This is a genomic window from Clostridium mediterraneense, assembly GCF_900091705.1.
GTDB classification, from domain to species: Bacteria; Bacillota; Clostridia; order Clostridiales; family Clostridiaceae; genus Sarcina; species Sarcina mediterraneense.
On sequence record NZ_LT594785.1, the window covers coordinates 1,398,025 to 1,423,003 of the forward strand.

Genomic DNA, 24,979 nt, shown 5'->3' on the forward strand with positions numbered 1-24,979 from the left:
ATGGTAAAAGGAAAAATACACTCAATAGAAACAATGGGACTTGTAGATGGGCCAGGAATTAGATTTGTTGCTTTTATGCAAGGGTGTGCTATAAGATGTGCATATTGTCATAATCCAGATACATGGACTACAGAAGGTGGACAAGAATATACTCCGAGAGAACTTGTAGATAAAATAAAAAGATATAAACCATATTTTAATTCATCTGGTGGTGGAGTAACATTTTCAGGAGGAGAACCTCTTCTTCAACCTGAGTTTTTATTAGAAACATTAAAATTATGTAAGGAAGAAGGAATACATACAACTTTAGATACTGCAGGAGTTGGATTTGGAAATTATAAGGAAATTCTTAAATATACTGATCTTGTTATGTTTGATATTAAGCATTTAAATAAAGATGAATATGAAAAGCTAGTTGGGAAAAAGATAGATAAGTCTCTTGAATTTTTAAATGAGTGTCAAGAATCTGGTGTTAAGATGTGGATAAGGCATGTAGTTGTACCAGGTATAACAGATTCAAGAGAAAATATACAAAAAGTTAAGGAATTTGTTGATACTTTGAAAAATGTTGAAAAAGTAGAACTTTTACCATATCATGTATTAGGGGTTAATAAATATGAGACTATGGGAATTAAGTATAAATTAGAAGGTGTTAAACCTATGGATAAAGATTTACTTAATGAAATGAAAAAAGAAATTTTTAAATAAAAAAAGGGATATTCTGTTTAGAATATCCTTTTTAATTTTTAAATATATTAATTAAATATATTTAAAAAGTGTAAACTAAAAATAGTGAATTTAATGTTTTTGAAATCTATAAGAAAAAGTGTTATTATTTTCTATAAAGCTAGGTTAGTTAATTTTATATATTTTAAATAAAGATATTTATATAAAAATAATAATATATAAGTTAATAACAAAGGAGGAAATGTCATAAAATATGACTTTAAAAAACTATGGATACTAAACAAATTATAGCTATAATAATATTTTTAGTTATTTTAGCTGGAATTATTATTGAAATGTTTGATATTACTGTATTAGCCTTAACAGGTGCAGTAGCTATGGTTGCATTTAAAATTATACCTTTATCAAAAGTAATGGGATATGTAGATTTTGATACTATTGCCGTACTTATAGGTATGATGCTTACTGTAGCAGTATTTAAACAAACAGGATTTTTTGAGTACATAGCTATGTTTACAGCAAAGATATGTAAAGGTAAAAGTTTTAATATTCTTTTGGCACTTGGGATTTTAACAGCAATATTTTCAGCTGTTTTAGATAATGTAACTACTGTTTTACTTATGGGACCTGTTACATTTCTAATTACAAAAATGCTAAAAATAAATCCTATACCATTTGTAATTACTGAAATTTTTGCATCTAATATTGGAGGAACAAGTACTTTAATAGGTGATCCACCTAATATTATGATAGGTAGTGCTGCAGGACTTAATTTTACAGACTTTATAGTAAGATTATTCCCTATAACTTCTGTTATACTAATTATTTCTATTCTAATTATTTATGTCTTAAATAGAAAGAAAATGAAGGTAAGTGAAGAAGATAGGCAAGTTATATTAGCTCTTAATCCTAAAGATGAAATAAAAGATAAAGCTCTTCTTATAAAAGGACTCATAGTAATAGTTTTTGTTTTATTAGGATTTATATTTAGTGACTTTTTAGGATTAAATGCTGGTGCTGTAGCAATGATAGGTGCTTGTGTTTTACTTTTAATTTCTAAATCAAGTATATCAGAGATAATTAATGATGTAGAATGGGGTTCAATTTTATTCTTTATAGGGCTATTTATAATGGTTGGTGGTTTAGTTGAAACAGGAGTAATCAATATGCTAGCAGAGCTAATTATAAAATATGGTAAGAGTGATCCTATAGTACTTATATTAATAATGCTTTGGGGATCTGCATTAGTTTCAGCATTTTTAGATAATATACCTTTTGTTGCTACATTAATTCCTTTAGTTCTTGTTATGAAACATCAAGGAGTAGATGTATTACCACTTTGGTGGGCTATATCACTTGGAGCATGTCTTGGAGGAAATGGAACACTTATAGGTGCTTCTGCAAATGTAGTTCTTTCAGGAATATCAAATAAAAATGGATATAAGATTACTTTTGTAGATTATTTTAAGATAGGATTTCCTCTTATGATACTTTCAATAATTATATCTACAATATATCTTTTAATTTTATATGCTTAATTATATAAAGACTAGAACTTATAATATAGGTTCTAGTCTTTTTTATAAAAGTTCATAAAAAATATAGGGTGGAAATATATACTTTTAGTAAATATAGTAGTATTATTATTAATAATATTACTATACTATTAATGAATTTAATGTGTTAAAAAGGAGATGGGTGTTATGTATAATGATGAAATAGACTATAAGCTTTATGGGGATGATATGCAATTTGTTGAAATAGAATTAGATCCAGGGGAAACTGTTATTGCAGAATCAGGTTCTATGATGATGATGGATAATGAAATACAAATGCAAACTATATTTGGAGATGGAAGTCAAAAATCAGGTGGTTTCTTTGGAAAGCTTGGTGGAGCAGCAAAGAGAGTAATAACAGGTGAAGGATTATTTATGACAGCCTTTACTAATTATGGTTCATATAAAGAAACTGTATCTTTTGCATCACCATATCCAGGTAAAATAATTCCTATAGATTTAAGATATTTTGGTGGAAAAATAATTTGTCAAAAGGATGCATTTTTATGTGCAGCAAAAGGCGTAAGTGTAGGTATAGATTTTAGAAGAAAACTTGGGGCAGGATTCTTTGGTGGAGAAGGATTTATACTTCAAAAGTTAGAAGGAGATGGAATGGCCTTTATTCATGCAGGTGGAACAATAGTTAGAAGAACACTTATGCCAGGTCAAACACTTAAGATTGATACAGGATGTCTTGTTGCTATGACAAAAGATATAAATTATGATATACAATTTGTTGGTGGAATAAAGAATTCTTTATTTGGTGGTGAAGGAATCTTCTTTGCAACTCTTACAGGTCCTGGAGACGTTTGGGTACAAAGTTTACCATTTAGTAGACTTGCAGCTAGAGTATTTTCAGCAGCACCACAAGCAGGTGGAGAAAGCGTTGGTGAAGGTAGTATTCTAGGAAGATTAGGAGACTTATTCCAAGATTAATATAATAAAAAAAGCCTCAAAGTAATTTTGAGGCTTTTTTATTTATTTCATTATTATATTTCTTACTACTTTATAAAGTTGAATTACTGAAAATTGTGCTATAGCTAGTCCATATATAATAAATAAATTATTATATCCAATAAAAGTAACTTCAAATATATTAAATATAGGTCTTACAAGAAGAACTAGGTTTAGAAGTATAAATCCTATACCAAATGCAAGCCAAAGGAATCTGTTAGAAATAAGAGTTTTATAATTTAATACATGATTTTCAGATTTACTTGTAAATCCATGAACTAATCTTGAAAGACAAAGACAAGCAAAGGCCATTGTACTAGCAATTACAGTATTTCCAGTATTAAGTCCAATATGGAATGCAATCATTGTAGCTAAAGCAATTATAGATCCTTCTATTAAAATATCAAATGAAAATTTCTTAGTTAGGATAGATTCATGCATATCCCTAGGCTTTTCTTTCATAATATTTTCGTCATTAGCCTCAAATCCAAGTGCAATAGCTGGTAAACTATCTGTTAATAGATTTATAAATAGTAGATGAACTGCTGCAAATGGTATTGGTAGTGCAAAAATAGAAGCATAAAGTACACATAAAATAGCTGCAGTATTACCAGATAATAAGAATTTAAGAGATTTTTTTATATTAGCATAAATATTTCTTCCATTATCTATAGCTTTTACAATTGTACTAAAATTATCATCAGTTAAAACCATAGCAGCTGCATCTTTAGCTACTTCAGAACCAGTTATACCCATAGCGACACCTATATCAGCTTGCTTTAAAGCAGGGGCATCATTAACTCCATCTCCTGTCATAGCTACTATGTTTCCAAGATCTTGCCAAGCTTTAACTATTCTTATTTTATGCTCTGGAGAAACTCTAGCATAAACAGATATATTAGGAACAAGCTTTTTAAGTTCTTCATCACTTAGATTATCTATATAAGATCCCTCAATAGCTTCATCTATATTTTTAAGTATTCCAATTTCTTTAGCTATTGCAGCAGCAGTAATTTTATGATCTCCTGTAATCATTATAGGTTTTATACCAGCTTCTATACATTCTTTAACTGCCATAGCTGATTCTTCTCTAGGTGGATCCATCATTGATATAAGGCCAACAAAGATTAAATTATCTTCATCATTTAAATCAATAGTTGTTTTATTTATATTTTTGTATGCAAAGCTAAGAACACGAAGCCCATTAGAGGAGAAGTCTTTATTCACTTTTTCAATTTTATTTTTTAATTCTTCAGTGAAAACTTCTATACCATTACTTGTCTCTATATGAGTTGCTCTTTTTAAAAGAACATCTACAGCTCCTTTAGTTATTATAGTATTTTCATTATTTATTTTATAAACTGTACTCATAAGTTTTCTATCTGAATCAAATGGAATCTCTGATATTCTAGGATTATTTTTTCTTAGATCAATTTCATTAAATCCATGTTTTATACCTAAGTTAACTAAAGCAACTTCAGTAGGGTCTCCAATTTCTGAACCAGTTGAGCTAGTAGCATCATTACAAAGAATAGCCATATTTAAAAGCTTATTTTCTAACTCTTTATTAAGATTAAGGTCTTCTGAATTTAAAATTTTATTATCAACAAATATCTTTTTTGTTGTCATCTTATTTTGAGTAAGAGTTCCTGTCTTATCAGAACATATAATAGAAACACTTCCAAGGGCTTCAACAGCTTGTAACTTTCTAATAATAGCATTTTCTTTAGCCATTTTTTGTGTTCCAAATGAAAGAACAATAGTTACTATTGAGCTAAGAGCTTCTGGAATAGCAGCAACAGCTAAAGCAATAGCAAACATAAATGAGTCAACTATAGGTTCATTTCTATAAACACTTAAAGAGAAAACAAGTACACAAACTATTAAAATAATAATTGAAAGTTTTTTACTAAAGTTATCAAGATTAACTTGAAGAGGAGTCTTTTTGGCCTTTGTATCCTTAAGAAGTTTTGCAACTTTTCCAAGTTCAGTATTCATTCCAGTATCAGTAACTATGGCTGTAGCTCTACCATAAGTAACTAGACTACCAGAGAAAACCATATTTTTTCTATCACCTATTGGTATATTATTTCCTTCAATTATTTCAGTATTTTTTATTATACTTTCTGATTCACCAGTAAGGGAACTTTCATTAACTTGAAGACTGAAATTCTCAATAAGTCTACTATCAGCAGGGATAAAATCACCAGCTTCTAAAAATATAATATCTCCAGGAACTATTTGATTAGAATCAATTTCTATCTTTTCACTATCTCTTAAAACTTTTGTTTTAGGAGAGGAGAGTGCTTTAAGACTATTAAGAGATTGATCAGCTTTTGAATGTTGAATAGTTCCAAGTATTGCATTTAGTATAATAACAAAGAATATTACAAAAGTACTTTCATGATTACCTGTAAAAAATGATATTATAGCTGCAATTATTAAAATAATAACTAGTAAATCTTTAAATTGTTCTAAAAATACATAGAATAAACTTTTCTTGTTTACTTCTACAAGTTCATTTAATCCAAATTCTTTCCTCCTTTTAAGTACTTCAGAATTTGAGAGTCCAGTTTTATTAGAACTTTTTAAGATATTGATTATATTGTCTTTTGATTCATTATAAGTATTTTTCATATGAAAAACCCCTTTCATAAATTTATAATAAAAAAACAAGACCTTTAATATATATTTAGAATATTAGAAATTTCTAAATGTATATTAAAAGTCTTGTCACCTATACATGGTATATAACACCAGGCTTTTAGCCGAGTATGTTGATGTTATATTTACGACTACTCCCTCTTAATTAAAGGATTTATATGTTTAAATTAATAGTAAACTAAAATTGCTTTAATTTCAATAAAATTACTGTAAATAATATTAATAAATTATAAATTTATATAAAAATATAGCAAGAATAAATTTTTATTCTTGCTATTTTAATAGTGTGTGTCTTAATAATAATATATTAAGAAGTACCGTAACCTGAAAAGGGGATTAAAAATGTAGTGTGTGTATTTTTTTTATTACAGTACTGGATTTTGGAACATTATGGATTTTTTTGTTACACTTAAAGTATTAACAGTAAAAATAAAATTTATACAGTTAAATAAAAAATATTTGAAAAAATTATTATATATATTAAATATGAAAACATATACTGTTTAATGTATATAAATATCCATAAAATAAATATTAATTATTATGTCATAATTTTAAAGTTTTTCTATGATATTATGGAAATAATTAACTATATATTTTGAAAGGAAGTGTATTATGGGGGAAATACATTACTGGAATGATTATATTAATAAAAAGAAACTTGGGAACATAAGAGAAAACGATTGTATTTTAAAATTTAATATAAAAAATAATATAAGTAATGAAATTATATCAAAATATTTTTTCTTTACAAATAAGCTTCAATTAATAAGATTTGTAAAATATGTGATTTTACCATCCTTTATTTATATTAAAATAGGTATAAATAGTTATGATGAAGTTATTATAAAGGCTCAGGATTATAAGGAAATATTAAATTTCTTTGTAAGTAATAATATACCTTCAAGTAAAGAATTGATAAGAAAATATTCTTTTTTTTATAATTCTTTAGAGGAGTTTGAATATCAATCTTTAAATGTTTTAGAGAATAATTTTGATGAACTTAGAATTAAATTTAATAATTATTTTAAGGATGATACGGATAGTAGTTGTGAAATTAAATATTATTGTGGATTAAAAAATTTAATAGATAGTATTTTTTTAGAAGATGAAAATGAACATATCTATAAGGAACTTAAAAATATATTTTTTATGGAGAGAGAATTTTTAAGAGAGTTTTTAAAAAATAATATTAATAATGAGATACTTATGAATAAGGTAGAATCAATATTAAATAAAGATTGTCTATTAGGTGAAAAATTAATAAACTAATAAAGAAAGGCTTGGATAAATTAAATCCAAGCTTTTAATTTTCTGAATTTTTATTAAATTCTATCAAATATAGCTGTGCACCATTCATTAGTTTGAAGCTTTTCAATCATTTTATAACCTGCTTTTTCAACTTCAGATTTAACAAAGTCAAAGCTCCATTCAACAAGACCTGATACTAAAAGTTTACCATCTTTTTTTAAGTGAAGATTTATGTAATCTAAGAACATTTGAGTTTCTTCTCCACCTATATTTATGTATATCCAATCATATAAAGGGTCTACTTCAAATTCATTATTAAGAGCATTACCTACTTTTACTTCTATTGTATCTAAATTATTTAAAGAAGAATTGAGTTCAACTTCATCTCTAACATCTCTTATATCAATTGCTGTTACCTTCTGAGCACCTTTTATAGCTGTAGCTATGGCAAGAATTCCAGAGCCAGTACCTATATCCATAACCTTTTTATTAGTAAAGTCTCTACTTAATATTAATTTTAGTAAATCTTTTGTTGTCTCATGAAGACCAGTACCAAAGGCTCCTTGAGAAATAAAGTTTATTTTTTTCTTTCCTTCAAATTCTTCATTAGGATTTGCAAGAACCCAAGTATCATCAATTTCGACTGCTGGGAATTCTACTTCAGTATAATCATAATTTTCTTCTCTTACTGTATAATTATCATCATCTAATATATTAGTTAGTTTTTGAATAAAATTATCTAAAAGATTTTTATCATCATCATAAACTATGTTTAAATCTAATATTTCTTCTTGTTTTTCTTCATATCCATAGCCCCAATTATCTTTTAAAATATTAAGAGCAGATTCATAGTAAACATTAAATATATCGTTTATTTGCAAATCTTCTATTTTTTTATCTATATTGTTCCCTTTAGCTTTAAATGTAATTATGAACATAAAACCACTCCTTAGTTAATCTACAAGTAAATATTATAGCATAAAGACAATATTATTTTATATAGGCTTACATATTATGATAAAATGTAATAACTATGTAAAATGTTGAATAAAGAAGGAATAAGGATGAAAATTGTTTTAAATTATGAAGGAAATAAAATTGAAGGAGAAATTATATATTTAGAAAAAAAGAATATATCTATAGAAATTACTTCAAGAGGAACATTTATAGTTAGATCTAGTAAAAGATTTAAAAAAGAAAGAATCTTAGAATTATTAGAAGGTAAAAAGGACTGGATTTTAGAAAAAGTTTTATATATTAAAGAAAAAAATAATTTAGTTATAACAAGGGAATTTAAATCAGGAGAAATATTTTATTACTTAGCTGATAAGTATATTTTAGAAGTTATATGTGATAAAAAATTAAAATCATATCTAGATTTTGATAATAGAAAAATAGTAGTGGGTGTAGATAACTATGATAAAGAATTAATTAAAAAACAAATAGAATTATTATATAAAAAAGAAGCTAAAATTTATATAAGTAGTAGAGTAGAATATTATAAAGAAATTTTAGGTGTTCAATATAAAAGTATAACAATTAAATCTGCTAAAAGAAGATGGGGGAGTTGTACTTATGATGATAAGCTTTTATTTAATTGGAAGATTATGATGGCCAATAGAGACATTGTTGATTATCTTGTTGTACATGAAATGAGTCATATTATATTTAAGAATCATTCTAAAGATTTTTGGAATAAGGTAAGAGAAATTCTACCAGATTATAAAGAAAGAAGACAATGGCTTAAAGAAAATGGATTTAAATTAGAATTATAGATTATATAAATGTCATATTTTATAGAAAAAAATATTTTTAGGTAGTATAATAATTATCTGTGGAAGTGAGGTAAGACTTATGTTGGGATATGAAAAATCTTTAATGTTAGATCCGTATGAGCTTAGAGTAGGAATGATAGCAGATGCCTTATATTCTGTAGATACGGAAATAGCTATTGATACAAAGTTTAAGTTAAAAGATAATGAAGAAAAAAGAATAGAAAGAATATTAGATTGTTTTTATAGTGTAGATAGAAATTTCTTGGAAAAGAAATTTAGAAAAAAAACAAATTATATAGATGAATGTAAAACTAATCTGAAAAAACAGTATGGAATAAAAGGTAGACAAACTTTAGTTAATTACTTAGATAAATCTATGTCAGGACAAGAGTCAGAAAAGTTATATAGAGTCTTAGATGTATATAATTTTTTTGAAAAGACTAATAAAAATTATAAAACATTTTCAGAAGCGCTTCTAGATTATTATAGATTAAGTGATACTGAAATGGAGAATGATGGAGATATAGAATATTTAAAAGAATATTATAAAAAATCTTTTAAGTTAATTTTTAAATATAGATATCTTTTAAATAAAAATGGTGTATTAGCTCTAGATATTTGCAAAGCTGTAGATATAGCTAAAAAGGGGTATATATGTTCATATTTAACTTATGACCTTGTAATGGAGTATATAGAAGGATTTGGATCAGTTTTAGTTAAAGAATTTACTTGTTGGAGAGATTTTTATAAAAGTTTAATTTTAGGATTTATTTTAGAGGACTTTGTAAAAAATCCAGATTTAGAATATTTATCAGAAGAGTTTGATGAAAAAATTAGAAGAATAGATTTAGCTCTAGATATGGATATTACTCCATGTAAATATATTAAGTTTAGAGAGAATCCAAGAGAAGAGATAGATGAGCTTCTAAGATTGATTTATAACATGGACATAAATGAAGAAATTGATATTATAAATAAAAAGATGTCTGTTTTTATTGAAGAAGAAAGTCTTAGTTTTAAAAAAATTAAAGTTAAAGAAATTGTAGAAGTTTTAAAGCAAAATGAAGTTTTAGAGTTTGAAGATGAAGAATATTTATTATTTGCATATCCTAGAAAAATGTTTGAGGATAGAAAGTTTAAGCTAAGTAAATATAATAGTATCTTTATAACAAATAAAAGAATGATTATATTCAATAAATCTAAGAAAGATATTGATAATATAGAGTTTAGAATAGAAGATATGAATATTCAAAAAATACAAATGAAGTCTAAAGATTTATATTATGATGATAAAATGATATTTGAAGATTTCGCTAAGAATAAGACAGATATAGGTATTTTACAATTTTATTTTAGAGAGTTTATTTTTAAATTAAAGTTTGAATCTTAATATTAAATTAAAAAATAACTTTAGTAAGTTTTTAATATTAATATTTTGTAACAATAAAAACATAAAATCTTGATATAATAAGGAACTAAGAGATTGATAAGGTGGTAATAAGATTTTGAGAAGCAAAGGAAAAGATTTATTAATTAATTGTGCTGTAGGCTTAAACTATTTTGTAGAATTTATATTATTCCTAGTAATACTAAGTTGTTTAGGTATAGTAGTTCAAAGTGAAGCATTAGTATCATGGGGATTTGTAATTGCTTTAAGTTTAACATGGTTAGTTAATTATGTGAGATTAAAACCAGCTATATTTTATATTATAGCTATACCTTTAATAGGAATTCTTTTATATTTTGTTCCTAAAGTTTTACTTTAGGATAAAGAAAAATGTCTTAATATAAAAATATTAAGATATTTTTTTATATAAAATTTTGATTATATAGTATTTTTCTGTTAATATATATATAAATAACATATGATAAGGAGTTAGTGTATGAGGCTTATTAAAGGGAAAGTTAGATTTATAAGAAGTATAATGGGATGTTTTATATTTCCATTAATTTTATGTTATTTTTATAGTTATATTCAGACAGGAAGTAATTGGTATGAGGTTAATCAATGGTTAGGGTTAGCACTTGGATTAGCATTTTTAATAAGGGGAGTTTTTGAATATAAGGTAGCTAAAAATAAATCAAATACTAAATTAAGTTTTATGGCTGCTATTATTATAACTTTATATGTAGTAGCAAGATATTTTGGAATTTTATAAAGTAAGGATATGCAACTTTCAGATATTTATATTTGAAAGTTGTTTTTATTTTAAAAATAAATTTTATATTAAGAAAATGATAATAAAGTAAGAAACTGAATGTATAGCCTATTTTATAAGGTATAATTGAATTAATGATTACTGGAATGAATTGCAATTTTTAAATGAAAGTAATTTCATTTAGACTAAGATAATTAAATATTTTTAAGGAGGAGATGCTCTATGCCAAAGATAATCAGAGATATAGAAAATAAAATATTTGTAGAAGCTACTTATATATTTTCACAAAAAGGTTATCATGGTACAGATATGAAAGCAATAGCTAAAGCATGTGGAATAGCGGTGGGGACTTTATATAACTATTATCCTAATAAGAAAAGTCTATATATGGACGTCTTTCTAAAAAGTTGGAATAATACTATTAATAAATTAAAGAAAGTTTCAGCAAAAGAGGGAAAAGATAAAGAAATATTAAAAGAATTTGTTAGAGTTTTTTATGAAGATACTGAAGCAAGAAATGGACTTGGAAATGATGTAAAAATACTTTCTAAAAAAGGAGATAAAGATTTTGACAGTATTGCTAAAGAGTTATTTAGTAATATTATAAATATAACTATTAGTAGATTTAAATTAAAAGAAGAATTTAGAAATACAGAAGATATTCTTACTCGGATATTATCTATATGGTTTAGTGGACAGTTTTCTTTAACCACAGATTTTTCAAATAAAAAAGAGCAAAATATGGAGTTTTTATATTCAACAATTAAAAATTATTTTGAATTACAAAATTAGAATAAAATGCTTTCCGTGATTAAAATTACAATGTATTAAAAAGTTTCTTAGACTAATAATATAATTGTAATCTCAATAGACGGGAGGAAGAAAAATGAAAAATGCAAAAGAAAATGTAAAATGTTGTATAGAAGACTTAGAATATTCAAAAGAACATTTAACAAAAGCATTATCAACAGTTGAAAAAGATGTGAATAGAAAAAATATAGAAAATTCACTTCAAGCGGTAGAAAATGCTCTAAGTAGTGTAAAATCTACAATGGATAATTACTATGAACCACCTAAAAAATAAAAATATTTAATATAATTAATTAAGGAGGGGTCTTAAAGAAAGGCACCTCCTTATTATTTAGGTGAATTTTTTAAAGAAATTTATAGATAAAAATCCTTGTTTGGATATAAATGATTATATATGGTAGAATATTATATAATATATTATAGAAAAATAAATTATATAAAAGAAGGAGCTGAGAAAATGAATCTTGAAATTGGAAATATATATAATGGCTTTAAGCTTATAGAAAGAAGAACGTTAAAAGAAATAGATTCTGATGCTGTGCTTTTTGAGCATGAAAAAACAGGAGCTAGACTTATAAAGGTTCTTACAGACGATGATAATAAAGTTTTCTCAATAGGATTTAGAACACCACCTAAGAATAGTACAGGTGTTGCACATATATTAGAACATTCAGTATTATGCGGATCAAGAAAATTTGATATGAAGGAACCTTTTGTTGAATTATTAAAGGGTTCTCTTAATACATTTTTAAATGCTATGACATATCCAGATAAAACAGTTTATCCTGTTGCATCAAGAAATGATAAAGATTTCTTTAATTTAATGGATGTTTATTTAGATGCTGTCTTATATCCTAATATATATAAACATAAAGAAATATTTATGCAAGAGGGATGGCACTATAGTATAGAAGATAAAAATGATGATTTAAAGTATAATGGTGTTGTTTATAATGAAATGAAGGGAGCATACTCTTCACCAGATTCTTTATTATTTAGAAATATACCTGGAAGTTTATATCCAACTACTACTTATGCAGTATCTTCAGGAGGAGATCCAGCAGAAATTCCTAATTTAACATATGAAGAATTTTTAGATTTCCATAGAACTTATTATCATCCTTCAAATTCATATATCTTCTTATATGGAAATGGTGATATTCAGAAAGAATTAAGTTTTATAAATGATGAATATTTAAGTAATTTTGAAAGAAAAGAAATAAATTCACAAATAGGTGTGGAAGTTCCATTTGATACTATGAAAGAAGTAGAATTATTCTATGGAATTAGTGAAGAAGAGGATGAAGATGATAAGAGTCTTTATAGTTTAAACTTCTCAGTAGGTAATGCTATAGATGGAGAAATGTATTTAGCTTTTGAAGTTCTTGCTTATCTTTTACTTAGAACAACAGCAGCGCCTATTAAAAAAGCTTTATTAGAAGCAGGAATAGGTAAGGCTGTAAGTGGTGAATATGATAATGGAGTTAAACAACCATGCTTCACTATATTTGTTAAAAATGCTAAGAAGAATCAAGAACAAGAATTTAAAAATGTTGTTATGAATACATTAAATGATCTTGTTAAAAATGGAATAGATAAAGAACTTATTGAAGCTTCAATAAATAGAGTAGAGTTTGAACTTAGAGAAGGAGATTTTGGTTCATATCCAAAAGGACTTATCTATTATTTAAAAATGATGGATAGTTGGTTATATGAAGGAGATCCATTTGTTCATATTCAATATGAAAAAGCTTTAGAAAAAATAAAGACTGCTTTAACAACTAACTATTTTGAAGATTTAATAGAAAAATATTTATTAAATAATAATCATAGTTCACTTGTTAGCTTACATCCTAAAAAAGGATTAAATGAAGAAAAGCAAAAATATCTTGAAGATAAGCTTAAGAAAATAAAAGATAGTTTTACAGATAAGCAAATAGATGAATTAATAGAGAGTTGTAAGGTTCTTAAAAAGAGACAAGAAACTCCAGATGATATCAAAGCATTAGAAGCTATACCAGTTATTGAACTTTCTGATATAAGTAAGGAACCAGAAAAATTACCTCTTACTGAAAAAGAAATAGATGGAGTTAAGGTTTTACATCATAATTTCCATACAAATAAAATATCATATGTAAATATGTATTTTGATTCAAGAGCTGTAGATAAGGAGCTTATTAATAGAATTACATTTTTAAGTAATATTTTAGGAAGATGTTCAACCAAAAATTATTCATATGAAAAGTTAGCAAACCTTATAAATATTAATACTGGTGGAATATCTTATTCACCATGTAGTATTGCGAATGCAAATAAACAAAATGAATATAAACCATATGTTGAAGTTTCTTTAAAATGTTTAGAATCTAAATTACAAGTAGTATTTGAAATTTTAAAAGAGGTTCTTCTAAATACAAATCTTAAGGATGAAAAGAGAATAAAAGAAATTTTAGGAGAAAAGAAATCTAGAATAGAAAGTTCACTGTTTGATTCAGGACATAGAATAGTATCTAAAAAGATATTATCATATATTTCATCAAAAGGAGCTTATGAAGAATCATTAGCAGGTCTTGAATATTATAACTATCTAGTTGATATTTCAGAAAACTTTGATATTGCTAAAATAGAAAAAGAATTAAAAGAAATATCTAAATTAATATTTAATAAGAATAATTTACTTATAAGTTTTTCAGGTACAGATGATGAATATAAAGAGTTTGAAAAAGCTGTTAAACCATTTATAGATTCATTATATGATGATAAATTAACTTATAATAATTATAATTTTGAAGTAAAAGTAAAAAATGAAGCTTTATTAATGCAAGGTGATGTTCAATATGTAGGGAAAGGTGGAAACTATATTGAAGCTGGATATAAATATAATGGAGCTATGACATTACTTGAAACTATTTTAGGTTTTGATTATTTATGGAATAATGTTAGAGTTAAAGGTGGAGCTTATGGAGTATTCTCAAGCTTTAGAAGAGATGGAGCTTGTTATATAGTATCTTATAGAGATCCTAAGGTTAAAGAGACTCTAGATACTTATGATGGTGTTTCAAATTATTTAGATAATTTTGATGTGTCTAATAGAGAAATGCAAAAGTATATAATAGGAACAGTAAGAAAACTTGATACACCTATAGGAAATAGTTCAAAAGGTGAAGTAGCAACAACATTATATCTTAGTGGTATAAGTTATGAACAAAGAAAAAAAGAGAGAGAAGAAATACTTTCAGCAAATGTTGATACAATAAAGAACTTCTCAGGACTTTTCAAGAACGTTATGAACCAAAATTATATATGTGCTTTAGGAAATGAAGCTAAGCTTAAAGAAAATAAAGATATCTTTGATCAATTAGTTAAAGTTATTAAATAATAAAAAAGGAAGGAGAGTACAATCTCCTTCCTTTTTTAGATATCATATATAATTCTTTTTCTATTTTTAAAATAAGCAGGTTTTAATCCAGTCTTATTTAATATATCTATAGCAAATTTAAAGTTTTTAGCTATATCATCTTTATTATGAGAATCAGAAGCTAATGTTACATATTTTCCACCAAGATTCTTATATCTAGTATATATAGAAAGCATGTTGTTAAATGCTTTAGGATCATCTAGTCTCCTAGTATTTAATTCAAGACATTTATCTTTTTCTATTAAGACTTTAAAAATACTATCTATAATCTCTGAATATTCTCCTAAGTAAAGTTCTTTATCATTAAATTGAGCATATCTACAGATATAGTCTATATGGGCTAAAGTATCATAAAAATTAAATTTCTTTACCGAAAATAGCATAGCTTCTAGATAATTTTTATAAACCTCTTCTTTTATAAGTCCTGCTTGTCCTATAAAGTTATAGATATCTTTTTTATTTAATGTATGTATAGAGCCTATTATTATATCAAATTTATCTTGATGCTTTTGTAAGAATAATTTATTTTCTTCAATACAAAATTCAGACATTCCAAGCTCTATACCAACAAGAAAACTATCATTTCTATAAGGTTTATAAAATTCTAAATACTTATCTACATCTATTAAAGGTAAGTTTGGACAATCAAGGTCAATATGTTCACTTAGACTTATACCTATATTAAGTTTATTTTTCTTTTCTAATATTTCATCTACAGTCATTTCAGAATCAAATGAAAATTCACTGTGCATATGTGTATCAAAAATCATTTAAAATCCTCCAAATAAAATTTATTTAAATTATAACATATGTATTAATTTGAACAAATAAATTTACATTAAATAAAAAACTATGTAATATTATAATAGTATAATTAGATTATTAAGTATAATAGGAGGAAAAAGATGAAAGAATTATTTAATATAGATGGAGTTAGTTTTACAAAAGAAGAATTTCAAGATAATTTAAATGATTATATGGATGTGGTAGATATAGTAAAAGAATTTGAAGAGGATTTAAAATTAGAAGATATAGAATGTGCAGAATTAAATGATTGTTGTAATAAGACTAAGGAAAATAAATTTGCTGAAATTATAGGGGTTTTAACAGAGGATGATGATTTTTTAACTTTAGAAGAAGTTAGAAGTAGAAGAGAAGAATATGAAGGGACAGTTCTTGATCCATTTGGAATACAAGTTTACAAATGTAAGGAATGTAACAAGTGGATGATAAACATTTTAGAATAATAAATATTTAGGGGGAGAAGTTGTGACCTTTAAGGAAAAATTTTTAGAAGAATACAATAAGGCAAAATTAGTGTTAAAAGAAAAAAGGAAAAATACTAAATATAAGTTTACGTTTAAAAATAAATTTAATAAATTTAAGATGTTTTTAAAGAGTATAAAGTTTTTACATAAAACTAAAGGAAAAATTGATATGTTAAGAAAACATAAATATCTTAAATTTGTGCCACTTGTCTTAATCATTGCGATTATGATGATTGTAGGATTTGTAATAGGTAGTGGTAATACAAATAAGAATAAAATAATAAATGATTTTAGTGTAGCTTTAGAAAAAGGAAATGCAAAAGAGCTTACGAAGATTTTAAAGGTTGTCAATTATAATAATAAGGAATTAACACAGGAAGATGTAAAACCTCTCATAAGTTTCTATTCTGAAGATAAGGGAAGAATAGATAGTATAAAAACAGCTTTAAAAGATAATAAAACTTTATATTCAACTAAGCTTATAGCTGAGAAAAAGTTTATAGGAGAAAAATATTATATAGGAGTTCAATTTAAACAGTTAGATTTAAGCTCAAATGTTGCAGGTGCAAAGATATTAATTAATGGAGAAGAGAAAGGAACTTTATCAAAAAATAAAACTGCTAAATTTAATTTAATATCTCCAGGAAAGTATACTATAGAATTAGAAAAGACAGATAAATACGCTACTTTAAAGCAGCAAAAAGATATTAATTTAACTAAAGAAACTAAGCTTGATATACCTTTAAAGGGGGCTTATATAAATGTAAATAGTAATTTTAATGATGCTAAGGTATATATAAATGAAAAAGATACTGGTGTACTAGTTAAAGATTTTAAAAATGTAGGACCATTTCCTACTGATGGTAGCTATAATTTAGCTATTAAGTATAAAACACCTTGGGGAGAAATAGCGAGTAATATTGTTAAAATAACTGATATTCCAGATATTAATTTAAACTTAGATTTAAAAAATTCAGCTATTGAAGCAAGTATAAATTCAGTTATGGATAAATTCTATAAAACAGTATTTGAAGCTTTAGAAGCGGATGATAAAAATAAGATATCTATGGCTACAGATGAAGTGAAAAATAAGATATATGGAACTATAAAACAAAATGCATTTTTATTTAAAAATAACTATAAAGTGAATAAAGTAAATATAGATTTTGATAAGAGTGTAATAAGCTATGAAAATAATAAATATATTGCAAATATAGTTGTTAACTTAGATTATAATGTTAAAAAAGAAATATTTGGAGTTCCATTAAAAAGTCAAAATTATAATGAGAATTTCTTTACAAAAATGAGATATGAAGATGGAACTTGGATAGTTGATGATGTTGAGGGATTCAATCTTAAAAATATAGAATAAAATAAAAAGAACTTTAGGGTATACCTAGAGTTCTTTTTTGTATATAAACTATGATAGATGACAATAATTTGGCTAGGAGGTGTTATTATGAGTTTTAAAAATATTATATATTTATTTGTATTTTCTATTCTAGTAAGTAAGATACTTAATATATTTTTAAAAAGATCTTTAAAGATAAGAGAAAAAAGCAAAAGAAAAATAGGTATGCCTGTTCTTAATACTGTAAGTTTATATACTTATGATGAATTTAGAGATTTAATACAAGAATATTTATTAATAAATAATTATGAGGTAATTACTCAAACTGATGAATTTATATTAACAGTTAAAAATCAAAAGGAAATATTATTTTATTATAAACAAGCTAAAGAATATAGTGATGATATGGATAAGCAAAGTTTGATTTCATTTATTTATGAAATGAGTAAAAAAAATGTTGATAAGGGTGTTGTATTAACTAATGGGAAAATAGATAAAGCTGCAAAAAATGAATTAGACTTTAGCTTACATAACTTTAAAATAGAGTATATAGAAGGGGAAAATTTTATTAAAGAAATTAGAAAAGTAAAAGAAAGAATATTATTTGAGGGGGATGTTAATGAATCTTTTATATGATATAGGAAAAGTGGATATATTTATGAATTTAAAAATTTTATTGCTTATCATTATATGTATTAATCTGATTTCAAGTGGAATAAAGCTTTATAAAATAATAGATAATTATAATTATATAAATAGAGATTTGAGTATCTTAGATAATTTAAAGACTTTATCAGATGTTGAATTCTTAGATTGGTCAGAAGAGTATTTATTTAAAAAGGGATTTAATAACTTTCAAAGGATAGGTGAAAATATAAGTATTGCCTATAAGGATAGTGAAAAATATTTAGTTGTATTTAGTAACGATGAATTTATTCTAGAAAGTAGTGAAGCAAAGTACTATATTGGTTATTGTATATTTAAAGAATGTAGTAATTTAATTGTTGTTAGTATATCTAATATAGATAGAAGTTTTTATAGTATTTTAGATGAAAGTGATATAGGATATATTATTTTTGATAAAAATGAGTTTAATAAAAGTTATAGAGAATTTATAGAAGAGGAATATTCTTTAGAAATGTAGCATTAAAGAATTAAGGAAGTTTAAATAAAATGTAAAAAAAAGAAGAACAATTGAAATGTTAACAGATTATACATAAGAAGTTAGGAAAAATATAGTACAATAATAGCAAAATAGAGAATAAAATGGGGGAATACATATGAAAAAGAAACAGATTATAGCACTGACGCTTAGTGCTGTATTATCTTCAACTGTATTAGGGAATCCAGTATTAGCTAAAGCGGATTCAAAAGAATCAATTAAGGGTAAAATTGAATCAAACAATAATAAAATAGATGAATTACAAGATAAGAAAAGCGACCTTAAAGATGAAAAATCAGAAAGTGCAAAGAAACTTGAAGAAGCTAAAAATAAATTTAATGAACAAAATAAGCTTTTAACAGAAACTAGACAAAAAGTTTTAGGGTTTGAAAGTGAAATAAATAAGTTACAAGGTGAAATAGATACTCTTACAAATAAAATAAAAGATGTAGAAAAGGAAATAGACCAAGTAAAAAAAGAGATAGAAAAAAAAGAAAAAGAATTAGCGAAAAAACAAGAGATTTTAGATAAAAGACTTAGAAGTACATATATGAATAATGTTGGAGATAAAATGATATATATGCTTATAGAATCTAAAAATATTGGTGATTTATTAAGTAATATAGCTAACATAAATATAATAATAAAAACAGACCAAGAGCTAATAGCTGAGATTGAAAACGATAAATCTATAATTGAATCTAAAAAGAAAGAGCTTGAAGATAAAGAAAAAGATTTAACTAACACAAGAGCAGGGATTGAATCATCTCAGGCTAAAGTAAAAGAATCAAAAAAAGAAGTGGAAAAGCTTGAACAAGAATATGCACAAGAAGCTTCAAAGCTAAAGGCTCTAGAGGATGAAAGAACTAGAGAATATAATGCTTTAAGTGATAGAGAAAAAGCTATACAAGATGAAATAAGTAAATATGAACATGATAATGTAAACTTAGAAGAATATTATAAGAATATAATCACACCTCCAGTAACAAATAATAATACTGGAAGTAATAATTCTTCAAGTAGTAATAATCAATCAAGTTCTAATTCAGGCTCAGGTAGCTCAGGAAGTACTTCAGTACAGTTTATAAAACCAGTTAATGCTGTAATCACTTCTAATTATGGATCAAGAATACATCCAATCACAGGTAAACAAAGTTTCCATAGAGGAACAGATTTTGGTGCAAGTTCAGGTACTCCTATAAAAGCTATAGCTGGAGGAGTAGTAACTACTGCTGGATATAATAGTTCATTTGGTAACATGGTAATAATTGATCATGGAAATGGTTATACTAGCTTATATGCTCATGCAAGCAGTTTAAATGTTAGTGCAGGTCAAAGAGTAAGTCAAGGACAAACTGTATCATTTGTTGGTTCAACAGGAAATAGTACAGGCCCACATCTTCATTTAGAAATGAGATATAATGGTTCTTATGTAAATCCAATGAATTATATAAGATAAATTTTTAATATTCATAAAATAAGGGAGTTTTCCAGTAATTATTATTGGAAACTTCTTTTTCTTTTACATGTAGATAAATATTATATTTTATTCATGTTATAATAAGATAGATAGAATAATTTTATAAATATAGTTGAGTTTATAATATCTTTTATTAAAATAATAGTTTTTAGGAGGTATTTCATGATAGAAATAAAGAAAAAAGAATTGCTTGATGAAGTAGAATATGAAGATTATGATACTAATGTAGCAGTTTTAACTATAGATGAAAAAGAAGAATTAGGATTAATTAAAACATGTTGTGGTACAAAAGCTTCAGAATGTCCAAAGCATAATGGGAGTGGAAGTTGCTGTGGTAAGAAAAGAAGATAGAGATAAATAAAGGATTTTATATTTATTACATAGAACTTATAAAATTAAGATATTTTAGGAGGGCTATGTTTGAAGAATTCAATTAAAATTATTAGAGAAATATTTAAAACTTCAGATAATAAAGAAGTTGAGGGATTAACTTTGGTTTTAGAAGGCAGAATAAAAAGAATATTTGATATTCTACAAGAGGAAAAGGGATATAACGATAATGGGGAAGTTTTAAGAGATATTATTTCTAATGGTTTAGATAAAATGCTAGATATAGATAAATAAAAAAGAAGCAATGTTTTGCTTCTCTTTTTTTAGTTTATTTTCTCTTTTTAGCGACTTCTATATTGACTCTTCTTCTGTTAAGTTTCTTTCCGATACATTTATCCATAAGAGATTTAACAACTTCAGAATCTACATTAGCAAAACAGAAATTATCCATTATGTTTATATCTCCAACTTGTTTTGCTGAAATTCTAGCAGTATCTTTTAAGAAGTTAACTAGAAGCTTAGGAGTTAAACCATCTCTCTTACCAACTGAGATAAATAATCTTGTTTGAGCTTCATCCTGTGGTGATTCTAATTTATCTGTTGAATAGTCAACTTTACTTTCTTTATGGAATGCCATCTTCATAAGAGCAGCAGCTATGTCAGCTAAGTCAAATTCAGTAGCAAGTTCTGAAACTATTGGAGAGAACTTTTCGAAATCTTTATTTTCAATTTCTTCTTTTACATCTGCAACTATACTCTTAAATTTAGATTCAAATATTTGTTGAGCTGTAGGTACTTCTTGTATATCAATAACACTCTTAGTATGTTTTTGAATTTGTTTTAAGAATGATAATTCTTTTGGTGTAACAAGTGAATAAGCAGTACCTTCTCTGTTAGCTCTTCCTGTTCTACCTATTCTATGAACATAACTTTCGATATCTTGAGGTAAATCATAGTTAAATACGTGACTTACTCTTTCAACGTCTATTCCTCTAGCAGCAACATCAGTAGCAACTAAGAAATCAAGATTACCTTCTTTGAACTTTTTAAGAGTTAATGATCTATGTTTTTGTGTCATATCTCCGTGCATTCCTTCAACGCTGTATCCTCTTGATTGCATTGAATCTACAACTTCATCAACACCTTTTTTTGTTTTACAGAAGATTATAGCAGCAGTAGGCATATCAAAATCTATGACTCTGCATAATGTTTCGAATCTGTCTCTGTGTTTTATTTTGAAATATTTTTGAGAGATTTTAGAAACTGTTAATGAAGTTTTCTTAATAGTAACATGTTTTGTATCAGGTTTCATATATCTTTTAGCAAGATTTTTTATTTGTGATGGCATTGTAGCAGAGAATAAAAGAGTTTGTCTGTCTGTTTTTAGAGACTTAACAATTTCCTCAAGATCATCTATGAATCCCATATTTAACATTTCATCAGCTTCATCAAGAACTAAGAAATCTATATCTGAAAGAACTAATGATTTTCTTCTTATATGGTCGAGTACTCTACCAGGTGTTCCAACAACAACGTCAACTCCTTGTCTTAAGGCTCTTAGTTGTCTATCTATTGGTTGACCACCGTATATAGGAAGTACAGTTAATTTATCATATTTCCCAAGCTTAACAAGTTCATCATTTACTTGTATAGCAAGTTCTCTAGTAGGTGCTAATATTAAGGCTTTAGGATTTTTATTTTTCTTATCTATTTTTAAGTTGTTTATTAAAGCACAACCAAATGCAGCTGTTTTACCAGTTCCAGTTTGTGCTTGACCAATTATATCATGGCCTTCTAAGGCTATTGGAATACTTTCGGCTTGGATTTGAGAAGGTGTTTCAAACCCCATATCTGTTATTGACTTTAATAAAGTTTCCTTTAAGCCTAAATCTTTAAATTTTATGTTGATCATTCTTTTTCCTCTTTCTTATATTAAATTTTATTTATCGCGTATTAATTTTTAAACAAAGCTAATCATAACATAGTATCAATATATAATCAAATAGTCATTAATATAAAAAAATGAGAAATTGTTACTAAATTTATATATATAATGCATGAGTTTAATTTTATAAAAGAAAATTTTATTATAATAAAATTAGATATTTTAATATGTAATATTACGAAAAATAAGATATTATTATATTTTATATTTTTCTTTTCTAGAAGTTTATTTATACTTGAAATTATTTGTTATATAGGAATAAAAATATTTTAGAAAATAGATAACGTAAATAAAGGTAATTTTTCTGATAGAATTAATATAATAAAGGAAATTAAAATATATAAATAAATTTTATACTGAATCAGGATATATTTGGAAAATAATATAGAGTTATTTAGTTATATAAGTTAATTAAAATAATTTAATAATTTAAAAGAATAAAGTTAAATTCTAAACAGGATAAGAGAACGTTAATGGTAAATATATATTTAATTAATAAATATAGTTAAAATATTCTATTAAATATGTTAAAATAAAGAAAAGTATTATTTTATTACATAGAAATATTTTATAAATTACAAAAAAATATAACTAGTTTTAATAATATTTGATATAAAGAAGGAATAGAAAATAAATATTTGAAAAAAAAAGACATAATATGTTATAATATCTAAGTTACTAGTTATTTTTAAAAATAAATATGATAATAACCACTATCTAATTAGGAGGAATATATAATGGAAGTTAAAATGCAAAAAGTAGATACTAACTTAGTTGAGTTAGAAATAAAAGTAGAAGCTAAAAAATTTGATGAAGCTATTCAAAAGGCATTCAGAAAAAATGCTAAGAATTTCAACATACCAGGATTTAGAAAAGGAAAAGTTACTTTACAAATGGTAAAGAAATTCTATGGAGCAGAAGTTTTATATAACGATGCAATAGAAACATGTGTAGGAGAAAGTTATGAAAAGGCTATTGATGAAAATTCAATAAACCCAGTAGCTTTCCCAGAAATTGAAGTAGTTGAAGTTGGAGAAGGAAAGGATTTCATCTATAAAGCTAAGGTAACAGTCATGCCTGAAGTTAAATTAGGTGACTACAAAGGTGTAGAAGTTAAAGAAGCAGAAGCAGAAGATGTAGCTACAATGGTTGAAAAGGAACTTAAAACTTTACAACAAAAGAATGCTAGAGTAGAAGAAAAGAAAGATGGAAAAGTTGAGAATGGAGACTTAGCTGTTATAGACTTCAAAGGATTCATAGGTGATGAAGCATTCGAAGGTGGAGAAGGAAAAGATTATCCTTTAGAAATTGGTTCAGGAAGCTTCATAGATAACTTTGAAGAACAATTAATAGGTCTTGCTAAAGGTGAAAGTAAAGACGTTATCGTTACATTCCCAGAACAATATGGAAAAGAAGAATTAAACGGAAAAGAAGCTAAGTTCGAAGTTACTGTTAATAGAATAGATGTTAGAGAACTTCCAGAATTAGATAATGATTTTGCTTCAGAAGTTTCAGAATTTGAAACAATTGAAGAATTAAAAGCTGATCTTACAAAGAAAGCAGAAGAAGCAAGCGCTTCAAGAGCTGAAGCTGAATTAAGAGAAGCTGTAATAAATGCAGTAGTAGATAATGCTACAGTAGAAATACCAGAAGTTATGATAGATAAAGAAACTGATAATATGATAAAGAGTCTTGAACAAAGATTATCATACCAAGGTTTAGGATTAGATCAATATTATGAATTAACAGGAAGCAGCGAAGATAAGATGAAATCTTACATGAAAGAAAATGCTGAAAGAAAAGTTAAGACAGATTTAGTATTATCAGAAGTTACTAAGGCTGAAAATGTAGAAGTTTCAGAAGAAGAATTAAAAGAAAAAGCAACAGAAGTTGCAAAGATGTATGCTGCTGAAGCTGATAAAATAGCAGAAATGTTATTACAAACACAAAGAGCTGCTTTAGAAGCTGATGTATTAAGAACTAAGACAGTTGATCTATTAGTAAAGGCTGCTAAGGTAACAAAATAGTAATTTAATAGTTATAAAAAATTGCCAGAATATATTTTCTGGCAATTATTTTAATAATTTAGATTAACAAATTACTAAAAGTTTTATATAATTAAATAAAAAGGTATGATATTACCCTAAGTGTGGCAATATTATAATTATA

General features: G+C 25.5%; 23 protein-coding genes. 19 read left to right on the forward strand and 4 right to left on the reverse strand.

Annotation, left to right across the window (positions count from 1 at the left end; translation table 11 throughout):
* The 3 genes from pflA to BN8917_RS08775 all read left to right on the forward strand — a co-directional run bounded on the left by pflA (position 1) and on the right by BN8917_RS08775 (position 3,179).
* The gene (pflA, locus tag BN8917_RS08765) at positions 1-708 is read left to right on the forward strand and encodes a pyruvate formate-lyase-activating protein (protein ID WP_066873472.1); all 708 of its coding nucleotides are present in this window, start codon (positions 1-3) and stop codon (positions 706-708) included.
* Between the two features lie 248 nt (positions 709-956).
* Positions 957-2,225, forward strand: a complete 1,269-nt coding sequence (locus BN8917_RS08770; protein WP_066873475.1) for an ArsB/NhaD family transporter — start codon at positions 957-959, stop codon at positions 2,223-2,225.
* A gap of 165 nt (positions 2,226-2,390) precedes the next feature.
* The gene (locus BN8917_RS08775; protein ID WP_066873478.1) at positions 2,391-3,179 is read left to right on the forward strand and encodes a TIGR00266 family protein; all 789 of its coding nucleotides are present in this window, start codon (positions 2,391-2,393) and stop codon (positions 3,177-3,179) included.
* 42 nt (positions 3,180-3,221) lie between these two features.
* Here the strand turns inward: BN8917_RS08775 and BN8917_RS08780 are convergent, their stop codons facing one another.
* The gene (locus BN8917_RS08780) at positions 3,222-5,834 is read right to left on the reverse strand and encodes a cation-translocating P-type ATPase (protein WP_066873481.1); all 2,613 of its coding nucleotides are present in this window, start codon (positions 5,832-5,834) and stop codon (positions 3,222-3,224) included.
* A gap of 642 nt (positions 5,835-6,476) precedes the next feature.
* Here BN8917_RS08780 and BN8917_RS08785 point away from each other — a divergent pair.
* The gene (locus BN8917_RS08785; protein ID WP_066873484.1) at positions 6,477-7,133 is read left to right on the forward strand and encodes a hypothetical protein; all 657 of its coding nucleotides are present in this window, start codon (positions 6,477-6,479) and stop codon (positions 7,131-7,133) included.
* A 53-nt stretch (positions 7,134-7,186) separates the two neighbouring features.
* On the opposite strand, the gene BN8917_RS08790 is transcribed toward BN8917_RS08785, so the two are convergent.
* Entirely contained in the window at positions 7,187-8,050 is an 864-nt protein-coding gene (locus tag BN8917_RS08790) for a 50S ribosomal protein L11 methyltransferase (RefSeq protein ID WP_066873487.1), read from the reverse strand.
* 126 nt (positions 8,051-8,176) lie between these two features.
* On the opposite strand from BN8917_RS08790, the gene BN8917_RS08795 reads away from it, so the two are divergent.
* The 7 genes from BN8917_RS08795 (at position 8,177) to BN8917_RS08825 (ending at position 15,235) form a co-directional block, all read left to right on the forward strand.
* The gene (locus BN8917_RS08795) at positions 8,177-8,887 is read left to right on the forward strand and encodes a M48 family metallopeptidase (RefSeq protein ID WP_066873490.1); all 711 of its coding nucleotides are present in this window, start codon (positions 8,177-8,179) and stop codon (positions 8,885-8,887) included.
* A 79-nt stretch (positions 8,888-8,966) separates the two neighbouring features.
* Positions 8,967-10,277, forward strand: a complete 1,311-nt coding sequence (locus tag BN8917_RS08800; protein WP_066873493.1) for a DUF1266 domain-containing protein — start codon at positions 8,967-8,969, stop codon at positions 10,275-10,277.
* 115 nt (positions 10,278-10,392) lie between these two features.
* The gene (locus BN8917_RS08805; RefSeq protein WP_066873496.1) at positions 10,393-10,653 is read left to right on the forward strand and encodes a hypothetical protein; all 261 of its coding nucleotides are present in this window, start codon (positions 10,393-10,395) and stop codon (positions 10,651-10,653) included.
* Between the two features lie 117 nt (positions 10,654-10,770).
* Complete coding sequence (locus tag BN8917_RS08810) at positions 10,771-11,046, forward strand: hypothetical protein (RefSeq protein WP_066873499.1); 276 nt, start codon at positions 10,771-10,773, stop codon at positions 11,044-11,046.
* A 222-nt stretch (positions 11,047-11,268) separates the two neighbouring features.
* Positions 11,269-11,838 (forward strand): TetR/AcrR family transcriptional regulator, encoded by a 570-nt coding sequence (locus tag BN8917_RS08815; protein WP_066873502.1) that lies wholly within the window; start codon positions 11,269-11,271, stop codon positions 11,836-11,838.
* Between the two features lie 94 nt (positions 11,839-11,932).
* Positions 11,933-12,130, forward strand: coding sequence for a hypothetical protein (locus BN8917_RS08820; RefSeq protein WP_066873505.1), 198 nt, complete (start codon positions 11,933-11,935; stop codon positions 12,128-12,130).
* A 183-nt stretch (positions 12,131-12,313) separates the two neighbouring features.
* Positions 12,314-15,235 carry an insulinase family protein gene (locus BN8917_RS08825; protein ID WP_066875437.1) on the forward strand — a complete coding sequence of 974 codons (2,922 nt, stop codon included), beginning with the start codon at positions 12,314-12,316 and terminating at the stop codon, positions 15,233-15,235.
* 35 nt (positions 15,236-15,270) lie between these two features.
* Here BN8917_RS08825 and BN8917_RS08830 read toward each other — a convergent pair whose 3' ends face one another.
* A complete protein-coding gene (locus BN8917_RS08830; protein WP_066873508.1) occupies positions 15,271-16,044 on the reverse strand; it encodes a histidinol-phosphatase HisJ family protein in 774 nt (257 codons plus the stop codon).
* 135 nt (positions 16,045-16,179) lie between these two features.
* Here BN8917_RS08830 and BN8917_RS08835 point away from each other — a divergent pair, with 135 nt between their 5' ends.
* The 7 genes from BN8917_RS08835 (at position 16,180) to BN8917_RS08865 (ending at position 21,159) form a co-directional block, all read left to right on the forward strand.
* Complete coding sequence (locus BN8917_RS08835) at positions 16,180-16,521, forward strand: hypothetical protein (RefSeq protein WP_066873510.1); 342 nt, start codon at positions 16,180-16,182, stop codon at positions 16,519-16,521.
* 22 nt (positions 16,522-16,543) lie between these two features.
* Positions 16,544-17,914, forward strand: coding sequence for a TcaA 3rd/4th domain-containing protein (locus BN8917_RS08840; RefSeq protein WP_066873513.1), 1,371 nt, complete (start codon positions 16,544-16,546; stop codon positions 17,912-17,914).
* An 87-nt stretch (positions 17,915-18,001) separates the two neighbouring features.
* Positions 18,002-18,529 carry a restriction endonuclease gene (locus BN8917_RS08845; protein WP_066873516.1) on the forward strand — a complete coding sequence of 176 codons (528 nt, stop codon included), beginning with the start codon at positions 18,002-18,004 and terminating at the stop codon, positions 18,527-18,529.
* A complete protein-coding gene (locus BN8917_RS08850; RefSeq protein ID WP_066873519.1) occupies positions 18,513-19,037 on the forward strand; it encodes a hypothetical protein in 525 nt (174 codons plus the stop codon). The genes BN8917_RS08845 and BN8917_RS08850 overlap by 17 nt, the downstream gene beginning before the upstream one ends.
* Before the next feature lie 136 nt (positions 19,038-19,173).
* Complete coding sequence (locus BN8917_RS08855) at positions 19,174-20,514, forward strand: M23 family metallopeptidase (protein WP_066873522.1); 1,341 nt, start codon at positions 19,174-19,176, stop codon at positions 20,512-20,514.
* A gap of 183 nt (positions 20,515-20,697) precedes the next feature.
* Entirely contained in the window at positions 20,698-20,886 is a 189-nt protein-coding gene (locus BN8917_RS08860; protein ID WP_066873524.1) for a hypothetical protein, read from the forward strand.
* A gap of 69 nt (positions 20,887-20,955) precedes the next feature.
* Positions 20,956-21,159, forward strand: coding sequence for a hypothetical protein (locus BN8917_RS08865; RefSeq protein ID WP_066873527.1), 204 nt, complete (start codon positions 20,956-20,958; stop codon positions 21,157-21,159).
* A gap of 34 nt (positions 21,160-21,193) precedes the next feature.
* Here BN8917_RS08865 and BN8917_RS08870 read toward each other — a convergent pair whose 3' ends face one another.
* Positions 21,194-22,777: a DEAD/DEAH box helicase gene (locus tag BN8917_RS08870; RefSeq protein WP_066873530.1), complete on the reverse strand. Its 1,584-nt coding sequence runs from the start codon at positions 22,775-22,777 to the stop codon at positions 21,194-21,196.
* Between the two features lie 770 nt (positions 22,778-23,547).
* On the opposite strand from BN8917_RS08870, the gene tig reads away from it, so the two are divergent.
* On the forward strand, positions 23,548-24,837 hold the full coding sequence (tig, locus tag BN8917_RS08875) for a trigger factor (RefSeq protein ID WP_066873532.1): 1,290 nt from the start codon (positions 23,548-23,550) through the stop codon (positions 24,835-24,837).
* Positions 24,838-24,979 lie beyond the last annotated feature (142 nt).